Source organism: Erwinia wuhanensis, assembly GCF_030484085.1.
Lineage (GTDB): Bacteria > Pseudomonadota > Gammaproteobacteria > Enterobacterales > Enterobacteriaceae > Erwinia > Erwinia aeris.
Genome location: NZ_JAUJUH010000003.1, coordinates 509,156 through 530,161 on the forward strand (window position 1 = coordinate 509,156; position 21,006 = coordinate 530,161).

General features: G+C 58.4%; 15 protein-coding genes. 12 read left to right on the forward strand and 3 right to left on the reverse strand.

The genetic code is table 11. The features are described from left to right. Positions 1 to 9 precede the first annotated feature (9 nt). The 3 genes from garL (at position 10) to QZH36_RS10060 (ending at position 2,888) form a co-directional block, all read left to right on the forward strand. On the forward strand, positions 10 to 780 hold the full coding sequence (garL, locus tag QZH36_RS10050) for a 2-dehydro-3-deoxyglucarate aldolase (protein ID WP_253458833.1): 771 nt from the start codon (positions 10 to 12) through the stop codon (positions 778 to 780). Positions 781 to 801: 21 nt separating this feature from the next. After that, on the forward strand, positions 802 to 1,683 hold the full coding sequence (gene garR, locus QZH36_RS10055) for a 2-hydroxy-3-oxopropionate reductase (protein ID WP_301730111.1): 882 nt from the start codon (positions 802 to 804) through the stop codon (positions 1,681 to 1,683). 62 nt (positions 1,684 to 1,745) lie between these two features. After that, positions 1,746 to 2,888 carry a glycerate kinase gene (locus tag QZH36_RS10060; RefSeq protein ID WP_301730113.1) on the forward strand — a complete coding sequence of 381 codons (1,143 nt, stop codon included), beginning with the start codon at positions 1,746 to 1,748 and terminating at the stop codon, positions 2,886 to 2,888. Between the two features lie 169 nt (positions 2,889 to 3,057). Here QZH36_RS10060 and barA read toward each other — a convergent pair whose 3' ends face one another. Beyond that, the gene (barA, locus tag QZH36_RS10065) at positions 3,058 to 5,799 is read right to left on the reverse strand and encodes a two-component sensor histidine kinase BarA (protein WP_301252641.1); all 2,742 of its coding nucleotides are present in this window, start codon (positions 5,797 to 5,799) and stop codon (positions 3,058 to 3,060) included. 86 nt (positions 5,800 to 5,885) lie between these two features. Here barA and rlmD point away from each other — a divergent pair, with 86 nt between their 5' ends. The 5 genes from rlmD (at position 5,886) to eno (ending at position 13,923) form a co-directional block, all read left to right on the forward strand. After that, positions 5,886 to 7,202, forward strand: coding sequence for a 23S rRNA (uracil(1939)-C(5))-methyltransferase RlmD (gene rlmD, locus QZH36_RS10070; protein ID WP_301730114.1), 1,317 nt, complete (start codon positions 5,886 to 5,888; stop codon positions 7,200 to 7,202). 27 nt (positions 7,203 to 7,229) lie between these two features. After that, on the forward strand, positions 7,230 to 9,458 hold the full coding sequence (gene relA, locus QZH36_RS10075) for a GTP diphosphokinase (RefSeq protein WP_253458847.1): 2,229 nt from the start codon (positions 7,230 to 7,232) through the stop codon (positions 9,456 to 9,458). Positions 9,459 to 9,681: 223 nt separating this feature from the next. Next, positions 9,682 to 10,464, forward strand: coding sequence for a nucleoside triphosphate pyrophosphohydrolase (gene mazG, locus QZH36_RS10080; RefSeq protein ID WP_301730115.1), 783 nt, complete (start codon positions 9,682 to 9,684; stop codon positions 10,462 to 10,464). A gap of 326 nt (positions 10,465 to 10,790) precedes the next feature. Further along, a complete protein-coding gene (gene pyrG / locus QZH36_RS10085) occupies positions 10,791 to 12,428 on the forward strand; it encodes a glutamine hydrolyzing CTP synthase (protein WP_253458853.1) in 1,638 nt (545 codons plus the stop codon). A 199-nt stretch (positions 12,429 to 12,627) separates the two neighbouring features. Then, a complete protein-coding gene (eno, locus tag QZH36_RS10090; RefSeq protein ID WP_253458856.1) occupies positions 12,628 to 13,923 on the forward strand; it encodes a phosphopyruvate hydratase in 1,296 nt (431 codons plus the stop codon). Positions 13,924 to 14,015: 92 nt separating this feature from the next. On the opposite strand, the gene QZH36_RS10095 is transcribed toward eno, so the two are convergent. After that, positions 14,016 to 15,020, reverse strand: coding sequence for a glycoside hydrolase 64/thaumatin family protein (locus QZH36_RS10095; RefSeq protein WP_253458859.1), 1,005 nt, complete (start codon positions 15,018 to 15,020; stop codon positions 14,016 to 14,018). A gap of 136 nt (positions 15,021 to 15,156) precedes the next feature. Here QZH36_RS10095 and queE point away from each other — a divergent pair, with 136 nt between their 5' ends. Continuing rightward, a complete protein-coding gene (queE, locus tag QZH36_RS10100; protein WP_253458861.1) occupies positions 15,157 to 15,828 on the forward strand; it encodes a 7-carboxy-7-deazaguanine synthase QueE in 672 nt (223 codons plus the stop codon). 86 nt (positions 15,829 to 15,914) lie between these two features. On the opposite strand, the gene queD is transcribed toward queE, so the two are convergent. Next, entirely contained in the window at positions 15,915 to 16,274 is a 360-nt protein-coding gene (gene queD / locus QZH36_RS10105; protein ID WP_125287429.1) for a 6-carboxytetrahydropterin synthase QueD, read from the reverse strand. Positions 16,275 to 16,579: 305 nt separating this feature from the next. Between queD and cysJ the strand changes: the two genes are divergently transcribed. From cysJ to cysH, 3 genes are read left to right on the forward strand one after another with little or no spacing between them, the layout of a single operon-like run. Then, the gene (cysJ, locus tag QZH36_RS10110) at positions 16,580 to 18,385 is read left to right on the forward strand and encodes an NADPH-dependent assimilatory sulfite reductase flavoprotein subunit (protein ID WP_301730116.1); all 1,806 of its coding nucleotides are present in this window, start codon (positions 16,580 to 16,582) and stop codon (positions 18,383 to 18,385) included. 52 nt (positions 18,386 to 18,437) lie between these two features. After that, positions 18,438 to 20,153 (forward strand): assimilatory sulfite reductase (NADPH) hemoprotein subunit, encoded by a 1,716-nt coding sequence (gene cysI, locus QZH36_RS10115; protein WP_301730117.1) that lies wholly within the window; start codon positions 18,438 to 18,440, stop codon positions 20,151 to 20,153. 12 nt (positions 20,154 to 20,165) lie between these two features. Then, positions 20,166 to 20,897, forward strand: a complete 732-nt coding sequence (gene cysH, locus QZH36_RS10120; protein WP_253458870.1) for a phosphoadenosine phosphosulfate reductase — start codon at positions 20,166 to 20,168, stop codon at positions 20,895 to 20,897. The last annotated feature ends 109 nt before the right edge of the window (positions 20,898 to 21,006 follow it).

Genomic DNA, 21,006 nt, shown 5'->3' on the forward strand with positions numbered 1-21,006 from the left:
GAGAAACCGATGAGCTACGTAAATACGCCGAACAGCTTTCGTCAGCGCCTGCTGGCAGGCGAAACCTTAATCGGCAGCTGGTGCGCGCTGGCTAACCCGCTGACCACGGAAGTGTTAGGACTGGCAGGCTTCGACTGGCTGGTGCTGGATGGCGAACATGCGCCGAACGACATCACCACTTTTATTCCGCAGCTGATGGCGCTGAAGGGCAGCGTCAGCGCGCCGGTGGTGCGGCCGCCGACCAACGAGCCGGTCATCATCAAGCGCCTGCTGGATATCGGTTTTTCCAACTTCCTGATCCCGTTTGTCGAAACGGAAGAGGAAGCGGTGCGCGCGGTGGCCTCCACCCGCTATCCGCCGATGGGCATTCGCGGCGTATCGGTTTCGCACCGCAGCAATATGTACGGCACCGTGCCGCAGTACAACACCATCATCAACGACAACATCACCGTGCTGGTGCAGATCGAAACGCAGCAGGGCGTGGATAACATTGACGCTATCGCGGCGGTAGAAGGCGTGGACGGCATTTTCGTCGGGCCGGGCGATCTCTCGGCCGCGCTGGGCTACCTGGGGCAGCCCGCCCATCCGGAAGTGCTGAAGGTGATCAAATATATCTTTGAGCGCGCCAAAGCGGCCGGCAAGCCGAGCGGCATTCTGGCCCCGGTGGAGGCCGATGCCCGCCGCTATCTGGAATGGGGCGCCGGTTTTGTTGCGGTAGGCAGCGATTTAGGCGTATTCCGTGGCGCCACGCAGGCCCTGTGCGATCGCTTTAAAAAATAACCCACTGTTCAGGAGACAAAGATGAAAATCGGATTTATAGGTCTGGGTATCATGGGCAAGCCCATGAGCAAAAACTTAATTAAGGCCGGCTACTCGCTGGTGGTGCGCGATCACAATGCGGAAAGCGTGGCGGAGCTGGTTGCGCTGGGCGCGACGTCCGGCGATTCGGCAAAAGCGGTGGCGGAGCAGAGCGACGTGATTATCACCATGCTGCCCAACTCGCCGCACGTGAAAGAAGTGCTGCTGGGCGAAGGTGGCGTAATCGAAGGCGCGAAGGCGGGCACTATCGTGATCGATATGAGCTCCATCGCGCCGCTGGCGAGCCGTGAAATTCATGAAGCGCTGGCGAAAAAAAGCGTCGCGCTGCTGGATGCGCCGGTCAGCGGCGGCGAACCTAAAGCCATCGACGGCACGCTTTCGGTGATGGTCGGCGGCGACAAAGAGCTGTTCGATAAGTGCTACGATATTATGAAAGCGATGGCAGGCTCGGTGGTTCACACCGGTGAGATTGGCGCGGGCAACGTGACCAAGCTGGCTAACCAGGTGATTGTTGCGTTGAATATCGCGGCAATGGCGGAAGCGCTGACGCTGGCGACCAAAGCGGGCGTCAACCCGGATCTGGTCTACCAGGCGATACGCGGCGGCCTGGCGGGCAGCACGGTGCTGGATGCCAAAGCGCCAATGGTGATGAGCCGCAACTTCAAGCCGGGTTTTCGTATCGATCTGCATATTAAAGATCTGGCTAACGCCCTGGATACGTCGCACGGCGTAGGCGCGCAGCTGCCGCTCACGGCGGCGGTAATGGAAATGATGCAGGCGCTGAAAGCTGACGGGCTGGGCACGGCCGATCACAGCGCGCTGGCCTGCTATTACGAAAAACTGGCGAAAGTCGAAATCAAATAGTCCCGTGGTCCGGCCTGCTGAACCAGGCCGGAACCTTCCCGGCCCCGCGCACGGATTAACGTATGAAAATAGTAATCGCACCGGATTCGTATAAAGAAAGCCTGTCGGCTCAGCAGGTCGCCACGCAAATCGAGCAGGGATTCAGGGAAATATTCCCCGAAGCTCAGTATGTCAAACTGCCCGTCGCGGACGGCGGCGAAGGCACGGTCGAGGCGATGGTGGCGGCGACGGGCGGCAAAACCGTACGCCTGCGCGTCACCGGCCCGCTGGGCGAAGAGGTCGACGCCTTTTACGGTCTTTCCGGTGACGACAGCTGCGCCTATATCGAAATGGCGGCGGCCAGCGGGCTGGAACTGGTGCCTGCGGCGCGGCGCGATCCGCTGATCACCACCTCTTTTGGCACCGGCGAACTGATCCGCAGCGCGCTGGATAAGGGCGTACAGCGTTTTATTATCGGCATCGGCGGCAGCGCAACCAATGACGGCGGCGCGGGTATGGTGCAGGCGCTGGGCGCAAAACTGCTCGACAGCCAGGGCAGACAAATCGGTTTAGGCGGCGGCAGGCTTAACGATCTGGCGACGATAGACATCAGCGAACTGGATGCGCGGATCAAAAACTGCCGTTTTGAGGTTGCCTGCGACGTCACCAATCCGCTGCTGGGCGAAGAGGGCGCTTCCGCCGTGTTCGGCCCGCAGAAAGGGGCTACGCCGGAGCTGGTGGAACAGCTGGATAACGCGCTGGCGCACTATGCCCGGATTATCCGGCGGGATCTGGATATCGACGTGCTGTCGATCCCTGGCGGCGGCGCGGCAGGCGGGATGGGCGTGGCGCTGCACGCTTTTTGCGGTGCGGAACTGCGGCGCGGCATTGAAATCGTGACCGAGGCGCTGGGGCTGGACGAGCTGGTGCGGGACGCCACGCTGGTGATCACCGGCGAAGGGCGCATTGACAGCCAGACCATTCACGGCAAAGTGCCGATCGGGGTAGCGAAAGTCGCCAAGCGCTATAACAAGCCGGTTATCGGCATCGCGGGCAGCCTGACCAAAGATGTCGCGGTCGTGCATCAGCACGGTCTGGATGCGGTATTCAGCGTTATTTACAGCATTTGTACGCTGGACGACGCGCTGGAAAATGCGGCGGATAACGTGCGCATGACGGCACGGAATATCGCCGCCGCGCTGGCGATTGGCCAGAAACTTTCCTGACTCGTTCACTACGTTTTGTTTGCCGTGGCCGGATGGGCAAGCGCGCCCGGTACAGTCTGAGAGCAAACAGGGCTTCTGTAACAACAAGCCTTTTGCATCGGCCTGCTGCTCCGCTGGTTTTCTCTCAGGCCGGGCCGTTGTGTTTTCCTTGCTGGCGCAACGCCTGGCCTCAGCGTCCCTTGCCCGCTACCCTCGTCAGCTTTTCCTGCGCCAGCCGGGCGACGTTTTGCATCTCGTCCAGTAGTTCAAACAGCTCCGGCTCGACGTCTTCAACGGGCATGCCGCCGCGCAGGCTTTGCTCCAGCTGCTGGCACAGCTGCTTCATGCGGGGAACGCCGCTGTAGCTGGCGCTGCCGTGCAGTTTATGAATGATATCGCGCAGCGCCCCGACGTCGCCTTCCGCCATATGGCTTTCAACCTGTTTCTGCACTTCAGGCAGGAAATCCACCAGCATTTGCAGCAGATCGCGCGCCAGATCGGGCTTGTTGGCCGCCTGACGCAGCGCCAGATCCCAGTCCAGAGAGGCAGAAAGCGCGCCCGGCGCGGCAAGAGGCTGCGCTTTGTGCGGCGCATAGCGCAGCAGCAGGTTTTCCAGCCTGGCCTCGTCGATAGGCTTGGCCAGATAATCGTTCATGCCCGCCTTAATCAGCTGCGCTCTTTCGCCATCCAGCGTATGCGCCGTCACGGCGACAATTGGCGTGGAGGCGTGCGCAGGCAGCTCGCGGATCAGCTCGCTGGCACGAATGCCGTCAATTTCCGGCATCTGAATATCCATCAGGATAACGTCCAGCGGCTGGGTTTTCGCCTGCTGGATCGCCATCATCGCGCTGTCGCACAGCACCACCCGTTCAACCTGTTCCTCCAGCAGAGCGCCGATCAGCTTCAGGTTCGCCGGATTGTCATCGACGGCCATCACCGTCAGCGGCAGCTTGTGGCGGCGGGGCAGATCGTTTTCTTCGCGGGTATGGTGATCGAGCAGCACCGGCAGCAGCCGTGACAGCGAAACCGGCTTCAGCAGGCAGGCACTGACGCCTTTATCTTTCAGCTCTTCCGCCCAGGTCTGCATCTGGCAGGGCAGAGCCATAATCACATTATCCGCACGCTCGAGCGCGGGCAGCGCCTGCCAGGGCAGCTGCCGCGAAGGTTCCTGGCTGACCGGCAAACCAATCAGCAGCGTGTCGTAATGCGCCTGCGGCAGCCCGGCAAGCGTTGGGCTATAGCTGACGGCCAGCGGCGTGCTGGCCAGCAGCGCCAGCGTGGCCTGCGCGGCGGCTGGATTCGCCTCTATATAAGCCAGCGTTTTGCCTTCCAGACAGGCTACGGCGCGCGGATCCTGAGCGGCATTCGGGTTCAGCGCCAGGTTGACGTGAAACCAGAAGGTGGAGCCCTGATTCAACCGGCTATGAAAAGAGATCTCGCCGCCCATTTCGTTAACCAGCTTTTGCGTAATCACCAGCCCCAGCCCGGTGCCGCCATGGCGTCGGGAAATGCTGGCGTCGGCCTGGCGGAAAGCCTGGAACAGCTGCGACTGCTGCTTTTCAGCGATGCCGATGCCGGTATCGTGGATCTGCACCTCAAGGTCAACGCGGTTGTTGCTCTGGGAGCGCTTCTCAATGCAGATATCGATGTTGCCGTGTTCGGTAAACTTAATCGCGTTGCCCAACAGGTTGACGATGATTTGCTGTAGGCGTAGCGGATCGCCGATGGTGTTGTCGGGCACGTCGGACTGAATGCTCAGCGTCAGCTCCAGCCCTTTTTCATGTGCGGACGGCGCCAGCAGGACGACGACTTCATCCAGGGTGGCGCGCAGCGGGAACGGGATGGTTTCCAGCACCAGCTTGCCCGCCTCCAGCTTGGAGAAATCCAGCACGTCGTTAATGATGCTCAGCAGGTTGTTGGCCGAACGCTCAATGGTATGCAGATAGTCGCGCTGTGTAATATTCAGCGGTGTTTTCAGCGTCTGGCGGGTAAAGCCAATTACGCCGTTAAGCGGCGTGCGCAGCTCGTGCGACATATTCGCCAGGAACTCCGACTTAATTCGCGCGGCCTCCTGGGCGCGTTTTTTAGCCAGATCCAGCTCGACGTTCTGGATCTCCATCTGTTCCAGGGTTTCGCGCAGATCGGACGTCGCCTGATCGATATTTTGCTGCATCTCTTCGTGATAGGCGGTCAGCGACATCGCCATTGAGTTAATGCCGTTTTTCAGCATATCCAGCTCGCCGAGCATATGGCCCGTGACGCGGCTGTCCAGCTGGCCGCGTCGAATACGATCGACGGTATTGACCATATCGCGGATCGGGCCGGTGACGTCGCGCATCAGACGATAGGCGAACAGCATGGCCAGGCAAAGGCAGAGCAGCAGCAGCAGGGTGGAAACAAAAACTTCTTTATACTGCTGCAGCCGCACCGACTGCAGATCCAGTTCAATGGCGACATAGCCCAGCGGATTGCCGTTGGGTTTGGCGTCCTCGACCGGCGACTCGTCGGGATAATAGCTTTCCGATAAAATGGGCGTGCGCAGAATGACCGAATTGCCCAGCCGCTGATAGCTGAAGGGGGTAGAGAAGGTCGCGTCTGCCGGCAGACGCAGCTTGTCGGCGCTGGCGTGATAGTTGGACGTGACAAAAAGCTGATTCTGCGCGTCGAAAACGGTAATGGCGCGCACGATATCGGAATGGCGACGGTGGAGCAGGCTGACCAGCTGCCGCACCGCCTCTTTGCTGTGGAACGTCATGCCGTATTCGCTGGAAACCGCCAGCGGTTCGATAATATTGATGCCGGCATCCACCAGCTGGCGCTGCAGTTCGTTATAGCGATGCACGATAAAAAACGTGCTCAGCAGCAGCCCAATCATCAGCGTAGGCGCCAGAATCAAGATCATCATTCGTGCCCGCAGGCTGTATTTGGTCATAATTATCCTGTGGCGCCGTCGCCAGTCGAATTAATCCTGATGCTGGTGTAGGCTACGCGGGTTTAACCACTGTCGAGACAAAAGTAATGGCGCAATTCTACTCTGCAAAACGGCGCGTGACGACCCGCCAGATCATGACCGTGACGGTTACTGACCTTGACGGCTCCGGCCAGGGCGTGGCGCACTATCATGGCAAAACGCTGTTTGTCAGCGGCGCGCTGCCCGGCGAGCAGGCGGAAGTAGAAATCGTGGAAGAGAAACGCAGCTGGGCGCGGGCCAGGACAAAACGGCTTCTGTCGACCAGCCCGGAACGGGTTGCGCCAGCCTGTCCTTACTTTGGCCGCTGCGGCGGCTGCCAGCAGCAGCACGCTTCGCCCGAGCTCCAGCAGCGCAGCAAGGCCAAAGCGCTGTCGCGCCTGCTGAGCCAGCAAATTGGCGAGCCGGTGGCGGTGGAGAATATTATCGCTGGCAGCGCGTACGGCTACCGCCGCCGCGCTCGTCTGGGCCTGCACTATCATGCGCGCAGCCAGACGCTGCAAATGGGCTTTCGCCAGGCCGCCTCCAGCGAGCTGGTCGCCATTACGCAATGCCCCGTTTTGAAGCCCGAACTTGATGCACTGCTGCAGCCGTTGCACCAGGTACTAAGCAGCCTGCAGGCCGTAAGAAGGCTGGGCCATGCCGAGCTGGTACTGGCGGACAACGGCCCGCTGCTGGTGCTGCGCCATCTCGATCCGCTCAGCGCGGCAGACAGAGAGAAACTGGAACGGTTTTCGCATAGCCAGCAGGTCGCGCTTTTTCTGGCGCCGGACAGCGAAACGCTGGAGCAGATCGCTGGCGAGATGCCGTTCTATCAGCTCGACGGCCTGACGCTGACGTTCAGCCCGCGCGACTTTATTCAGGTCAACGGCGAGCTGAATCAGCAGATGGTGGCTCAGGCGATGGCGTGGCTGGATTTGCAGCCCACCGACCGCCTGCTGGATCTGTTCTGCGGCATGGGAAACTTTACGCTTCCTTCAGGAAAGCGGGTGGAAAATGTCACCGGTGTGGAGGGGGTTGCAGCATTAGTGGCAAAGGGTGCGTATAATGCGGGCCTGAATAATCTGAATAACATTGCATTTTATCAGCATAACCTGGAAGAAGAAGTGACGGCGCAGCCCTGGGCGGCGGAAGGTTTTAATAAGGTACTGCTGGATCCGGCCCGCGCTGGCGCGGCAGAAGCGATCCCTCACATTATTAAACTTGCGCCGGAAAGCGTGGTCTATGTTTCCTGTAATCCGACTACACTTGCCCGGGACAGCCAGATTTTCCTGGCTGCCGGCTATCGACCAGAAAGGATTACCCTGCTTGATATGTTTCCGCATACCGGGCACGTCGAATCCATGGTGTTATTCAGCCGAAAATAGCTTCCCGGAAGGAAGTTTGGAGAGGATATGGTTGCGGTAAGAAGTGCACATCTGAATACGGCCGGTGAGTTTGCGCTCGACCAGTGGATCACCAGTTTGGGGATCGCGAATCCCCAGTCATGCGAACGACTGGCCGATACCTGGCGCTATTGCGAAGAAACCACCCGCCATCATCCCGATGCGGCGCTCCTGCTCTGGCGCGGCGTCGAAATGGTGGAGATCCTCTCCATGCTCAGCATGGACAGCGAAAGCCTGCGCGCCGCGCTGCTTTTTCCTCTGGCGGACGCGGGCGTGGTGTCCGAAGAGGTGCTGGAAGAAAAGTACGGCAAAGCCATCGTCTCGCTGGTGCACGGCGTACGGGATATGGACGCCATCCGCCAGCTGAAAGCGACCCACAACGACTCTATGGCTTCGGAGCAGGTCGATAACGTCAGGCGCATGCTGCTGGCGATGGTGGAAGATTTCCGCTGCGTGGTAATCAAGCTGGCCGAGCGTATCGCCCATCTGCGCGAGGTGAAGGACGCGCCGGAAGACGAGCGCGTGCTTGCCGCCAAAGAGTGCACCAATATCTATGCGCCGCTTGCTAACCGTTTAGGGATAGGCCAGCTGAAATGGGAGCTGGAGGATTTCTGCTTCCGCTATCTGCACCCGGATGAATACAAACGCATCGCCAAACTGCTGCACGAGCGCCGCATCGACCGCGAGCAGTATATCGACACTTTCGTGCAGTCGCTGCGTGACGAGATCGTCAGGCAGGGCGTCAAAGCGGAAGTGTACGGCCGCCCGAAACATATCTACAGCATCTGGCGCAAGATGCAGAAAAAATCGCTGGCGTTCGACGAGCTGTTTGACGTGCGCGCCGTGCGTATCGTCGCCGAACGTTTGCAGGACTGCTACGGCGCATTGGGGATAGTGCATACGCTCTATCGCCACCTGCCCAGCGAATTTGACGACTACGTCGCCAATCCCAAGCCGAACGGCTATCAGTCGATTCATACCGTGGTGCTGGGGCCGAAGGGCAAAACCGTTGAGATCCAGATCCGCACGCGGCAGATGCATGAAGACGCCGAGCTGGGCGTGGCCGCACACTGGAAGTACAAAGAGGGCGGCACGACCGGCAGCGCGCGCGGCGCGTCGGGGCACGAAGAGCGTATCGCCTGGCTGCGTAAGCTGATTGCCTGGCAGGAAGAGATGGCGGACTCCGGCGAAATGCTGGACGAGGTGCGTAGCCAGGTCTTTGACGATCGCGTCTATGTGTTTACGCCTAAAGGCGACGTGGTGGATCTGCCCGCCGGCTCCACGCCGCTGGACTTTGCTTACCATATCCACAGCGATATCGGCCACCGCTGCATCGGCGCAAAAATCGGTGGCCGCATCGTGCCCTTTACCTATCAGCTGCAGATGGGCGATCAAATCGACATCATCACCCAAAAGCAGCCGAACCCAAGCCGCGACTGGCTGAATCCCAACCTGGGCTACGTCACCACCAGCCGTGGGCGATCAAAAATTCACGCCTGGTTCCGTAAGCAGGATCGCGATAAAAATATCGTCGCGGGCAAGCAGATCCTCGATAACGAGCTGGATCACCTGGATATCAGCCTGAAAGAGGCGGAAAAGCTGCTGCTGCCGCGCTATAACGTCAACTCGCTGGACGAGCTGCTGGCCGCTATCGGCGGCGGCGATATTCGTCTGAACCAGATGAGCAACTTCCTGCAATCGAAGCTGAACAAGCCGAGCGCGGAAGAAGAAGATCGCGAGGCGCTGCGCCAGCTGACGCTGAAATCCTCCGTGCCGCGCAGCAAGGAGAGCGGCCGCGTGGTGGTCGAGGGCGTCGGCAACCTGATGCACCATATCGCCCGCTGCTGCCAGCCGATCCCCGGCGACGATATCACCGGCTTTATCACCCAGGGACGCGGCATCTCTATCCACCGCGCCGACTGCGATCAGCTGACCGAGCTGATGTCGCACGCGCCGGAAAGAATTGTCGATGCGGTGTGGGGCGAAAGCTACTCCAGCGGCTACTCGCTGGTGGTGCGCGTCACCGCCAACGATCGCAGCGGCCTGCTGCGCGACATCACGACTATCCTCGCCAACGAGAAGGTCAACGTGCTGGGCGTCTCCAGCAGGAGCGATACCAAAAAGCAGCTGGCGACTATCGATATGGATATCGAAATTTACAATCAGCAGGTGCTGGGCCGCGTGCTGGCCAGGCTGAACCAGGTGCCGGATATCATTGACGCCAGAAGGCTGCATTAATGCCTTCCCCCTGCCCGGACAGGCCTGCTTAGGCGACGACCCTGCAAGCCTGCTGCCTGGTTGCCGTTTTGCGCGCCGGCCGCGTTTATCCCTGTCAGGGGATAGCGCGCTGGCCGGGCGCAGGTGGCCTGCTGATGACCGAAGCTTTATTCCTTTCCCTGCATGAATTTTGCCTTGCCATGCCGTATAGTCGTTTTTTTCTTCCTTACAAATGGACTCCGTTATGAACGCTATCGATCGCCTGCTGGGCATCATGAAAACCCTGCGCGATCCGCTAGCTGGCTGCCCGTGGGATCGTGAGCAGACCTTTGCCAGCATCGCGCCTTACACCCTTGAAGAAACCTATGAAGTGCTGGACGCCATCAGCCGCGAAGATTTTGACGACCTGCAGGGCGAGCTGGGCGATCTGCTGTTTCAGGTGGTGTTCTATGCGCAGATGGCGCAGGAAGAAGGGCGCTTTGACTTTAATGCCGTTTGCCAGACCATCAGCGACAAGCTGGAGCGTCGCCATCCGCATATCTTTGGCGACGCGCAGGTTCGCGACAGCAAAGAGGTGCTGGCGAACTGGGAAGCGATTAAAACGCAGGAACGTGCCGGTAAAGCGCAGCACTCGGCGCTGGACGATATTCCTCGCGCGCTGCCCGCGCTGATGCGCGCGCACAAAATCCAGAAGCGTTGCAGCAACGTCGGCTTTGACTGGCATACGCTTGGCCCGGTGCTGGACAAAGTTTACGAAGAAATTGATGAAGTGATGCACGAAGCCAAACAGGCGGTCATCGACCAGCAAAAGCTGGAAGAGGAGATTGGCGATCTGCTGTTTGCCACGGTTAATCTCTCGCGGCATCTGGGCAGCAAAGCGGAAACGGCGCTGCAAAAAGCCAACGATAAATTCGAGCGTCGCTTCCGTCAGGTAGAAGAAATTATCGTCGCACAGGGATTGCCAATGCAGGAGGCCACGCTGGAACAAATGGAGGCCGCCTGGCAGCAGGTGAAGGCGAAGGAATAACAGGGCCTGAAAAGGGAAAATCTGTTTCTCCCGTCCGTGAGCCCGTCCTTCGCGGCGGGCCAGCGCGCCCCTTTTGTTTTTTCCGCTTTGCTATCCTGGCAGCGGTCGGATTATTCCCTCGTGGCGAATAACTCGCTGACTCGATTCAACAAAAGTGTGATCGCAATCAACTTCAGCACGCAGAGAATCGGGTACTCTCGTGACGGTCAATACGATGGCTGGCACATAACCGGAAACGATTAATTGTGGCATGCAGGGGAATCCCGTATACTGTTTTCCCGTCCTGGTTATTCCATCGTCTTTAAACCTACTTTCTCAGGTTCAGCATGACAACGAACTATATTTTTGTGACCGGCGGGGTCGTATCCTCTCTGGGTAAAGGCATTGCCGCAGCCTCCCTGGCCGCCATTCTTGAAGCACGTGGTCTTAATGTGACCATCATGAAGCTGGACCCATATATCAACGTGGATCCGGGTACCATGAGCCCTACTCAGCACGGCGAAGTCTTCGTCACCGATGACGGTGCGGAAACGGATCTCGATCTGGGCCACTATGAGCGCTTCATTCGCACCAAAATGAGCCGCCGCAATAACTTCACCACTGGCCGTATCTACTCGGAAGTGCTGCGCAAAGAGCGTCGCGGCGACTATCTGGGCGCGACCATTCAGGTGATCCCGCACATTACCAACGCCATTAAAGAACGCATCATCGAAGGTGGCGAAGGTCACGACGTGGTACTGGTGGAAATCGGCGGCACCGTCGGCGACATCGAATCCCTGCCGTTCCTTGAAGCGATCCGCCAGATGGCGGTTGACGTTGGCCGTGAGCACACCATGTACATGCACCTGACGCTGGTGCCTTATATGGCGGCGGCGGGTGAAGTCAAAACCAAGCCAACCCAGCACTCGGTGAAAGAGCTGCTCTCTATCGGCATCCAGCCTGACGTGCTGATCTGCCGTTCAGACCGCGCCGTGCCGGCCAACGAGCGGGCGAAAATCGCGCTGTTCTGTAACGTGCCGGAAAAAGCGGTTATTTCGCTGAAAGACGTTGATTCTATCTATAAAATTCCGGGTATGCTCAAATCGCAGGGCCTGGATGACTATATCTGCAAGCGCTTCAACCTGAACGCGCCGGAAGCGAACCTGGCCGAATGGGAACAGGTTATCTATGAAGAAGCCAATCCGGGCGGCGAAGTCACCATCGGCATGGTCGGCAAATATGTTGAGCTGCCGGATGCCTATAAGTCGGTGATTGAAGCGCTGAAGCACGGCGGCCTGAAAAACCGCGTAACGGTCAACATCAAGCTGATCGATTCGCAGGATGTGGAAAGCCGTGGCGTAGAAATTCTGAAAGATTTGGATGCTATCCTGATCCCTGGCGGCTTCGGCTACCGTGGCGTGGAAGGCAAGCTGATGACCGCTCGCTACGCGCGTGAAAACAATATTCCTTACCTGGGCATCTGCCTGGGGATGCAGGTCGCGCTGATGGAGTTCGCGCGTAACGTAGCCGGTATGGCGGATGCGAACTCAACGGAATTTGTGCCAGACTGTAAGTACCCGGTCGTGGCGCTGATCACCGAATGGCGCGACGAAGAGGGCAACGTTGAAGTGCGTTCTGAGAAGAGCGATCTGGGCGGCACCATGCGCCTGGGCAGCCAGCAGTGTCAGCTGACGCCGGACAGCCTGGTGCGCCAGCTGTATGGCTCTGACACCATCGTTGAGCGCCATCGCCACCGCTATGAAGTCAACAATATGCTGTTAAAGCAGATTGAAGCGGCCGGATTACGCGTTGCCGGGCGTTCTGGTGACGATCAGCTGGTCGAGATCATTGAGATCCCGAACCATCCGTGGTTTGTTGCGTGTCAGTTCCACCCGGAATTCACCTCAACGCCGCGTGACGGTCATCCACTCTTCGCCGGCTTCGTTAAGGCAGCCAGCGAGCACCAGAAGCGTTTGGCGAAATAAGTAGTTTTCATGGCAGCGCGCGAATTTATACTTGCCAGGTTTTGAGCTGAAGCAAGGCGGCTATCGAGTGGATCCCCGGCGCTTACTTTAGTAAGTGACCGGGGTGAGCCAGCCAGCACCGCTCCGGCTCGAAAGATAAGAACTATTTTCGCGCGTTGTTTGTCTGAGTTTTAAGTTAACTTGTACTGAGGAAAAACTAATGTCCAAAATCGTTAAAGTCATCGGTCGCGAAATCATCGACTCTCGTGGCAACCCGACCGTTGAAGCAGAAGTGCATCTGGAAGGCGGTTTTGTCGGTATGGCGGCCGCACCATCAGGCGCTTCTACCGGTTCCCGTGAAGCGCTGGAACTGCGTGACGGTGACAAATCTCGTTTCCTGGGTAAAGGCGTGACCAAAGCCGTTGCAGCCGTTAACGGCCCAATCGCTGACGCGGTAACCGGCAAAGATGCCAAAGACCAGGCAAACATCGACAAAATCATGATCGATCTTGACGGCACCGAAAACAAATCCAAATTTGGCGCTAACGCCATTCTGGCCGTTTCTCTGGCTGCGGCTAAAGCTGCTGCTGCCGCTAAAGGCATGCCGCTGTATGAGCACATCGCCGAGCTGAACGGCACCCCGGGCAAATTCTCTATGCCGCTGCCAATGATGAACATCATCAACGGCGGTGAGCACGCCGACAACAACGTCGACATTCAGGAATTCATGATCCAGCCAGTAGGCGCGAAAACGCTGAAAGAAGCGATCCGCATGGGTTCTGAAGTGTTCCACACCCTGGCAAAAGTGCTGAAGTCTAAAGGCATGGGCACCGCTGTAGGCGACGAAGGCGGCTATGCGCCAAACCTGGGCTCCAACGCCGAAGCGCTGGCCGTTATCGCGGAAGCGGTAAAAGCAGCAGGCTACGAGCTGGGCAAAGACATCACGCTGGCGATGGACTGTGCGGCTTCTGAATTCTACAAAGACGGCAAATATGTACTGGCTGGCGAAGGCAACAAAGCCTTCACTTCCGAAGAGTTCACTCACTTCCTGGAAGATCTGACCAAACAGTACCCAATCGTCTCTATCGAAGACGGCCTGGACGAATCCGACTGGGACGGCTTTGCCTATCAGACCAAAGTGCTGGGCGACAAAATCCAGCTGGTGGGCGACGACCTGTTCGTGACCAACACCAAAATCCTGAAAGAAGGTATCGAGAAAGGCATCGCTAACTCCATTCTGATCAAATTCAACCAGATCGGTTCTCTGACCGAAACCCTGGCTGCAATCAAAATGGCGAAAGACGCGGGCTATACCGCAGTGATTTCTCACCGTTCAGGCGAAACCGAAGACGCAACTATTGCCGACCTGGCAGTAGGTACCGCAGCGGGCCAGATCAAAACCGGTTCTATGAGCCGTTCTGACCGTGTTGCCAAGTACAACCAGCTGATCCGTATCGAAGAATCGCTGGGCAGCCGTGCGCCGTTCAACGGTCTGAAAGAAGTTAAAGGTCAGTAAGCTGACGTTTTCCCGGCCTTAAAGGTCGGGATGATCTGAAAGCCCCGTCTCTGGACGGGGCTTTTTTATTGGCTATTTACCGGCCGTCACGCTTAGCCTTTCAGTTCAACCTTCAGGTTTTTCGTGCTGCTGCCCAGGGTGCTCGCATCATCGGAAGGGATAACATAGCCCTTGTCGGCGGCCACATGCTGCCGGTAATAATCCACTACCGCCGCGTCCTGCTGGTTTGAAGTCGTGGATTTTTTCAGGCCATAAACGTTGCCGTCCGCGTCTTTCGCTTTAATGCCGTCGGGCGCGTTTGAAACCAGATCGTCCAGCGTCCCGGAAACCCTGCCGTCGCCCTTCGCGGGGCCAATGGTCATGGCCGCGTTATTGCCTTCGATATAGCTGACGTCGTAATAAGTCTGTCCGCTGCCGCCGTCAAATTTCACCTCGCCCAGCGTCGCGTTGGCGCCGTCGCCTGCGGTGCTGCGGAAATTACCCGACCAGTTGGCATCAAAGTTCTGCGTTTTGGTTTCGCCCGGTTGCAAGGTGAGATCGTCAGGTCTGGCGCTGCCGTCGGCGTTGGGCGTAAAGGCGATGGTCATGGGCTTGTCGCCTTTGTTTTCAAACGTCAGGCTGTTTTTGGCAGGATCGAGCGCTGTATTGCTGTTTACCGCCTGGCTGCTGCTGGTGGATGAGGCGGCCGTAACGTCAGCGTTTGCGGCCGTTGTGGTCTGCGACGGCGCGGCGGTTCCGTTGGCTAAGGGCGTGGTCGAAGGGCCATTAGCGACCGCTGGCGAGGCGGCGTTGATGCGTTCGGGCGAAGCGTGTGCCTTATTCACCTGCTGCGCCAGCGAATCGATAGCGGACAGCGCCGTCTGTAACAGTTTGCCAATCTGCTGCATAAACTGATTAAACGAAGAGCTGCCCGCGTCATCCTGCCCATTTTTACTCAGCTCCGGCAGATTACTGGTCGCGGGCGAGCCAAAGCTGATGCTGCCCGTGCGCGCGGCCTGCGCGCCGGACTGCTGCTGAGGCGGCTGGAACGCGCTCGACGCCTCGCTGCTGGCATTCAGCAGTACGCGATTCAGTAAACTGCTGATGGGCATGTTCATAGGATTACCTCAGAAAAGAGTGATGAGGTTAGGTGGGATAAAAAGTTGCCGGGTTCCCCCGCACAATGTGATTTGGTTAAAAAGCCGCTATCTGTCATACTTTGCGCCCTTATTTTTACAGTCAATTGAGAGCGTGATGCAGTACCCGATTAATGAAATGTTCCAGACGTTGCAGGGCGAAGGGTTTTATACCGGCGTTCCGGCAATTTTTATCCGCCTGCAGGGATGCCCGGTGGGCTGCAGCTGGTGTGATACCAAACACACCTGGGATAAGCTGGCCGATCGGGAAACCTCGCTGGGCGATATCTTGCTGAAGACGGTGGAAACCGATGCATGGGGCGCGGCGGACGCGGAGGCGTTACTGGCGGTAATTGCGCAGCGCGGCTGGACGGCCCGGCACGTGGTGATTACCGGCGGCGAGCCCTGCATTCACGATCTGACGCCGCTGACCGAAGCGCTGGAGCAGCAGGGCTTCAGCTGCCAGATTGAAACCAGCGGCACGCATCGGGTGCAGTGCAGCGAAAAAACCTGGGTTACCGTTTCGCCTAAGGTCAATATGCGCGGCGGCTATGATGTGCTGAACCAGGCGCTGGTTCGCGCTGATGAAGTGAAGCATCCGGTGGCCCGTCAGCGCGACGTAGAGGCGCTGGACGCCCTGTTGGCGACGCTGAGCGACAGCAAGCCGCGTATCATTGCCCTACAGCCGATCAGCCAGAAAGACGACGCGACCAAACTTTGCATTGAAACCTGCATCGCGCGCAACTGGCGCCTGTCGATGCAGACACACAAATACCTGAATATCGCCTGATAAAAAAAGGCGGCACCGAGGCCGCCTTTTTAGTTAATCCCTGTCATTGTTATCCATAGGCTTCGGCGACCTCTGCCGCCAGAGCATCAGCCTTTGTAAACGCAGCCCGCCGTGCAGGTCTCTTTGATCATCACGGCGCTGAGCAGAGGCAGCGTCGGCTTCATCCGATCCCAGATCCATTTTGCCAGCACTTCGCTGGTCGGGTTTTCCAGCCCTGGGATCTCGTTCAGATAATAGTGATCCAGCCTGTCGTAAAGCGGCCTGAAGGCCGCCTTCAGTTCGGCAAAATCCATGACCCAGCCGGTATGCGCGTCCACTTCGCCGGTGATTTCGAGCCGCACCAGGAAAGAGTGCCCGTGCAGGCGGCCGCATTTATGGCCTTCCGGCACGTTGGGCAGGTGGTGAGCCGCCTCGAATTGGAAATCTTTAAACAGCGTGGTAGCCATATGACAGTCTCGGTTATTTCTCAAAAAAACGGGCGAAGTCTACCTGAAAAAGCCTTTTTTCGCACCCGTTTCCCGGCCAATCCGCACATCCTGGCCCGTAGCAAAAGCGCCTTCTGACTAAGTTCATAATAAACAATAAGTTAATTAACCGGTTTCGCCGCTATCGCTTACTTGTAAAACCGTTTAGTCATTTTGGTTATTTTATATTACCAACCCTTCTTTAAGGGTTATTATGCCAGTCGTTACCCTAACGTTATCTTGCTGTCTTTACGGCCCTGACCACCGATACTGGAACTTTCAACGCAATGACGACTCAGGCACCTCCTGCTTCTCTGCTTCCGCTTAACCCGGAACAGCTTTCCCGCCTTCAGGCGGCAACCGGCGATTTCTCTACCACGCAGCTGGCCTGGCTCTCCGGCTACTTCTGGGGCATGGTCAATCAGGCGCCGGGCGCGGTAACCGCCAGCGCGCCAGCGCCGGTCGAGACACCAACCATTACGCTGCTTTCCGCCTCGCAGACCGGCAACGCCCGTCGCGTCGCCGAGCAGCTGCGCGACGATCTGCTGGCGGCTAAGCTGAACGTGAACCTGGTCAACGCGGGCGACTACAAGTTCAAGCAGATCGCACAGGAGAAGCTGCTGGTCGTGGTTACCTCCACGCAGGGCGAGGGCGAGCCGCCGGAAGAAGCCGTGGCGCTGCATAAGTTTCTGATGTCAAAGAAAGCGCCGAAGCTGGCCGACACCGCTTTCGCGGTCTTTGGTCTGGGCGATACCTCTTATGAGTTCTTCAGCCAGGCCGGCAAAGATTTCGATAACAAGCTGGGCGAGCTGGGCGGCGAACGCCTGCTGGATCGCGTGGATGCCGATGTCGAATACGCGGCCGAAGCGGAACAGTGGCGGAAAAAGATTGTAGAGATCCTGAAGGCGCGCGTGCCGAGCGAATCGCCGGCCGCAGCGGCAGTCACCGCTACCGGCACGGTTAACGAAGTGCTTAGCAGCCCTTACACCAAAGAAGAGCCGCTGACCGCCAGCCTGGCCGTGAATCAGAAGATCACCGGCCGTAACTCGGATAAAGACGTGCGCCATATCGAAATCGACCTGGGCGATTCCGGGCTGCGCTATCAGCCGGGCGACGCGCTGGGCGTCTGGTATGAAAACGATCCTGCGCTGGTGCAGGAGCTGGTCGGGCTACTGTGGCTGAAAGGCAGTGAGCCCGTAGAGGTCAACGGCGCTACGCTGCCGCTCAGCGAAGCGCTGCAAAAGCATTTCGAGCTGACGGTCAATACCACGCAGATCGTCGAGCAGTACGGCAAGCTTAGCCGCGATGAAAATCTGCTGGCCCTGGTCGGCGATAAGAGCCGTTTGCAGCACTATGCGCAGACGACGCCGATCGTGGATATGGTGCGTCAGGCGCCAATCGAGCTGCGCGCCGAACAGCTGACGGCGCTGCTGCGTCCGCTGACGCCGCGTCTTTATTCTATCGCCTCTTCGCAGGCGGAGAGCGAAAGCGAAGTGCACATTACCGTCGGTGCGGTGCGCTATGACATCGATGGCCGCGCGCGCGCGGGCGGCGCTTCCAGCTTCCTGGCGGATCGGCTGGAAGAAGACGGCGAAGTCCGCGTCTTTATTGAACATAACGATAACTTCCGCCTGCCAGCCAATCCCGAAACGCCGGTCATTATGATTGGGCCGGGCACCGGCATCGCGCCGTTCCGCGCCTTTATGCAGCAGCGCGATAACGACGGCGCAGAAGGCAAAAACTGGCTCTTCTTCGGCAATCCGCACTTTACCGAAGACTTCCTGTACCAGGTCGAATGGCAGCGCTACGTGAAAGACGGCCTGCTGACCAATATCGATCTGGCGTGGTCGCGCGATCAGCAGCAAAAAGTTTACGTGCAGGACAAAATTCGCGCCAAAGGGGCGGAAGTGTGGCGCTGGATCCAGCAAGGCGCGCATATTTACGTGTGCGGCGACGCCAACCGTATGGCGAAGGATGTGGAGCAGGCCCTGCTGGAAGTGGTGGCGGAGCATGGCGGTATGGATACGGAAAGCGCCGACGAATTCTTAAGCGAGCTGCGTATCGAGCGCCGCTATCAGCGCGACGTCTACTAGCCGGCCCCGCCGGATATCCGGCGGCACTAACGAATATTAAAGAGAAAGCCTTATGAGCAATGAAAAACATCCTGGCCCGTTGGTGGTTGAAGGCAAGCTGACCGACGCCGAGCGCCTGAAAAAAGAGAGCAACTATCTGCGCGGCACCATCGCGGAAGATTTAGATAACGGCCTGACCGGCGGTTTCACCGGCGACAACTTTCTGCTGATCCGCTTCCACGGCATGTACCAGCAGGACGACCGCGATATTCGCGCCGAGCGCGCCGAGCAGAAGCTGGAGCCGCGTCACGCAATGATGCTGCGCTGCCGTCTGCCGGGCGGCATCATTACGCCGACGCAGTGGCTGGCTATCGATAAGTTCGCGGCGGACAACACGATTTACGGCAGCATTCGTCTGACCAACCGCCAGACCTTCCAGTTTCACGGCATCCTGAAGGGCAACGTCAAGCCTGCTCACCAGATGCTGAGTGAAGTCGGACTGGACGCGCTGGCAACGGCGAACGACGTGAACCGTAACGTGCTGTGCACCTCGAACCCGATAGAATCCGAGCTGCATCAGGAAGCCTACGAGTGGGCGAAAAAACTCTCCGAGCACCTGCTGCCGCAGACCCGCGCCTATGCGGAAATCTGGCTGGATCAGGAAAAGGTCGCCACCACGGATAAAGAACCGATCCTGGGCGAAACCTATCTGCCGCGTAAGTTTAAAACCACCGTAGTGGTGCCGCCGCATAACGATGTGGATCTGCACGCTAACGATCTGAACTTTATTGCCATTGCCGAGAACGGCAGGCTGGTCGGCTTTAACCTGCTGGTGGGCGGCGGATTGTCTATCGATCACGGCAACAAAGCGACTTACGCGCGCACCGCCAGCGAGTTTGGCTATCTGCCGGTCGAAAAAATCCTCGACGTCGCGGAAGCGGTCGTCACCACGCAGCGCGACTGGGGCAACCGTACCGATCGTAAAAACGCCAAAACCAAGTACACGCTGGAGCGCGTGGGCGTGGAAACCTTTAAGCAGGAAGTGGAGCGCCGCGCCGGCCTGACCTTCGAGCCGATCCGCCCTTATGAATTCACCACGCGCGGCGACCGTTTCGGCTGGGTGAAAGGGATTGATAACAACTGGCATCTGACGCTGTTTATTGAAAATGGCCGCCTGCTGGACTATCCGGGCCGTCCGCTGAAAACCGGCCTGGCCGAAATTGCGAAGGTGCACAAAGGCGACTTCCGCCTGACCGCCAATCAGAACCTGATTGTGGCGGGCGTGCCGGAAGCGCACAAGCCGGCGATCGAAGCGCTGGCCCGCGAGCACGGCCTGATGGAAAACGTCACCGCGCAGCGCGAAAACTCGATGGCCTGCGTGGCGTTCCCGACCTGTCCGCTGGCGATGGCGGAAGCCGAACGTTTTCTGCCGTCGTTCGTGACCCGCGTGGAAGAGCTGATGACGGCGCACGGCGTGCGCGGTGAGCATATCGTCCTGCGCGTGACCGGCTGTCCTAACGGCTGCGGCCGCGCGCTGCTGGCCGAGGTCGGCCTGGTCGGCAAAGCGCCGGGGCGCTATAACCTGCATCTGGGCGGCAACCGCATCGGCACGCGCATCCCGCGTATGTACCGTGAAAACATTACCGAAGATGAAATTTTAACTACCCTCGATCATCTGTTGGGTCGCTGGTCAAAAGAACGCGAAGCGGACGAAGGCTTTGGCGATTTCACTATCCGCGCTGGCGTGGTGGAACCTGTTCTCGATCCGGCTCGCGATTTTTGGGCATAACGGAGGCGCGAAATGGCTGTACTCGATCTCTCGGCACTGAATGCACTACCCAAAGTCGAACGCGTAATGGCGCTGGCGGAAATCAACACCAGGCTGGAAAAGCTGTCGGCACAGGATCGCGTTATTTGGGCGCTCGAAAATCTGCCCGGCGAGGCGGTGCTTTCTTCCAGCTTTGGCATCCAGGCGGCGGTGAGTCTGCATCTGGTGACCCAGGCGAAGCCGGATATTCCGGTGATCCTGACCGATACCGGCTATCTGTTCCCGGAAACCTATCAGTTTATTGACGAGCTGACCGATAAGCTCGGTCTGAACCTGAAGGTATTCCGCGCCGAACAGAGCGCGGCGTGGCAGGAAGCGCGCTACGGCAAGCTGTGGGAGCAGGGCGTGGAAGGTATCGAACGCTACAACGAGATCAACAAAGTTGAGCCGATGAACCGCGCGCTGGAAACGCTGCATGCGCAGACGTGGTTTGCCGGTCTGCGTCGCGATCAGTCCAGCAGCCGCGCCCATCTGCCGGTGCTGGCTATTCAGCGCGGCGTGTTCAAGGTGCTGCCGATTATCGACTGGGACAACCGCCAGGTTTATCAGTATCTGAAGGAGCACGGCCTGGGCTATCATCCGCTGTGGGATCAGGGCTATCTGTCGGTTGGCGATACGCACACCACGCGGAAGTGGGAGCCGGGCATGGCGGAAGAAGAAACGCGCTTCTTCGGCCTGAAGCGCGAGTGCGGCCTGCACGAATAACGTTAAAGGGCGGAGGTTATCTTCCGCCCTCATTACAAACAAATTATTAAAACCCGCCAATCCTTGTCTTTATTACACATCCATACCCAGCGATAGTTTTCTTTGGCGC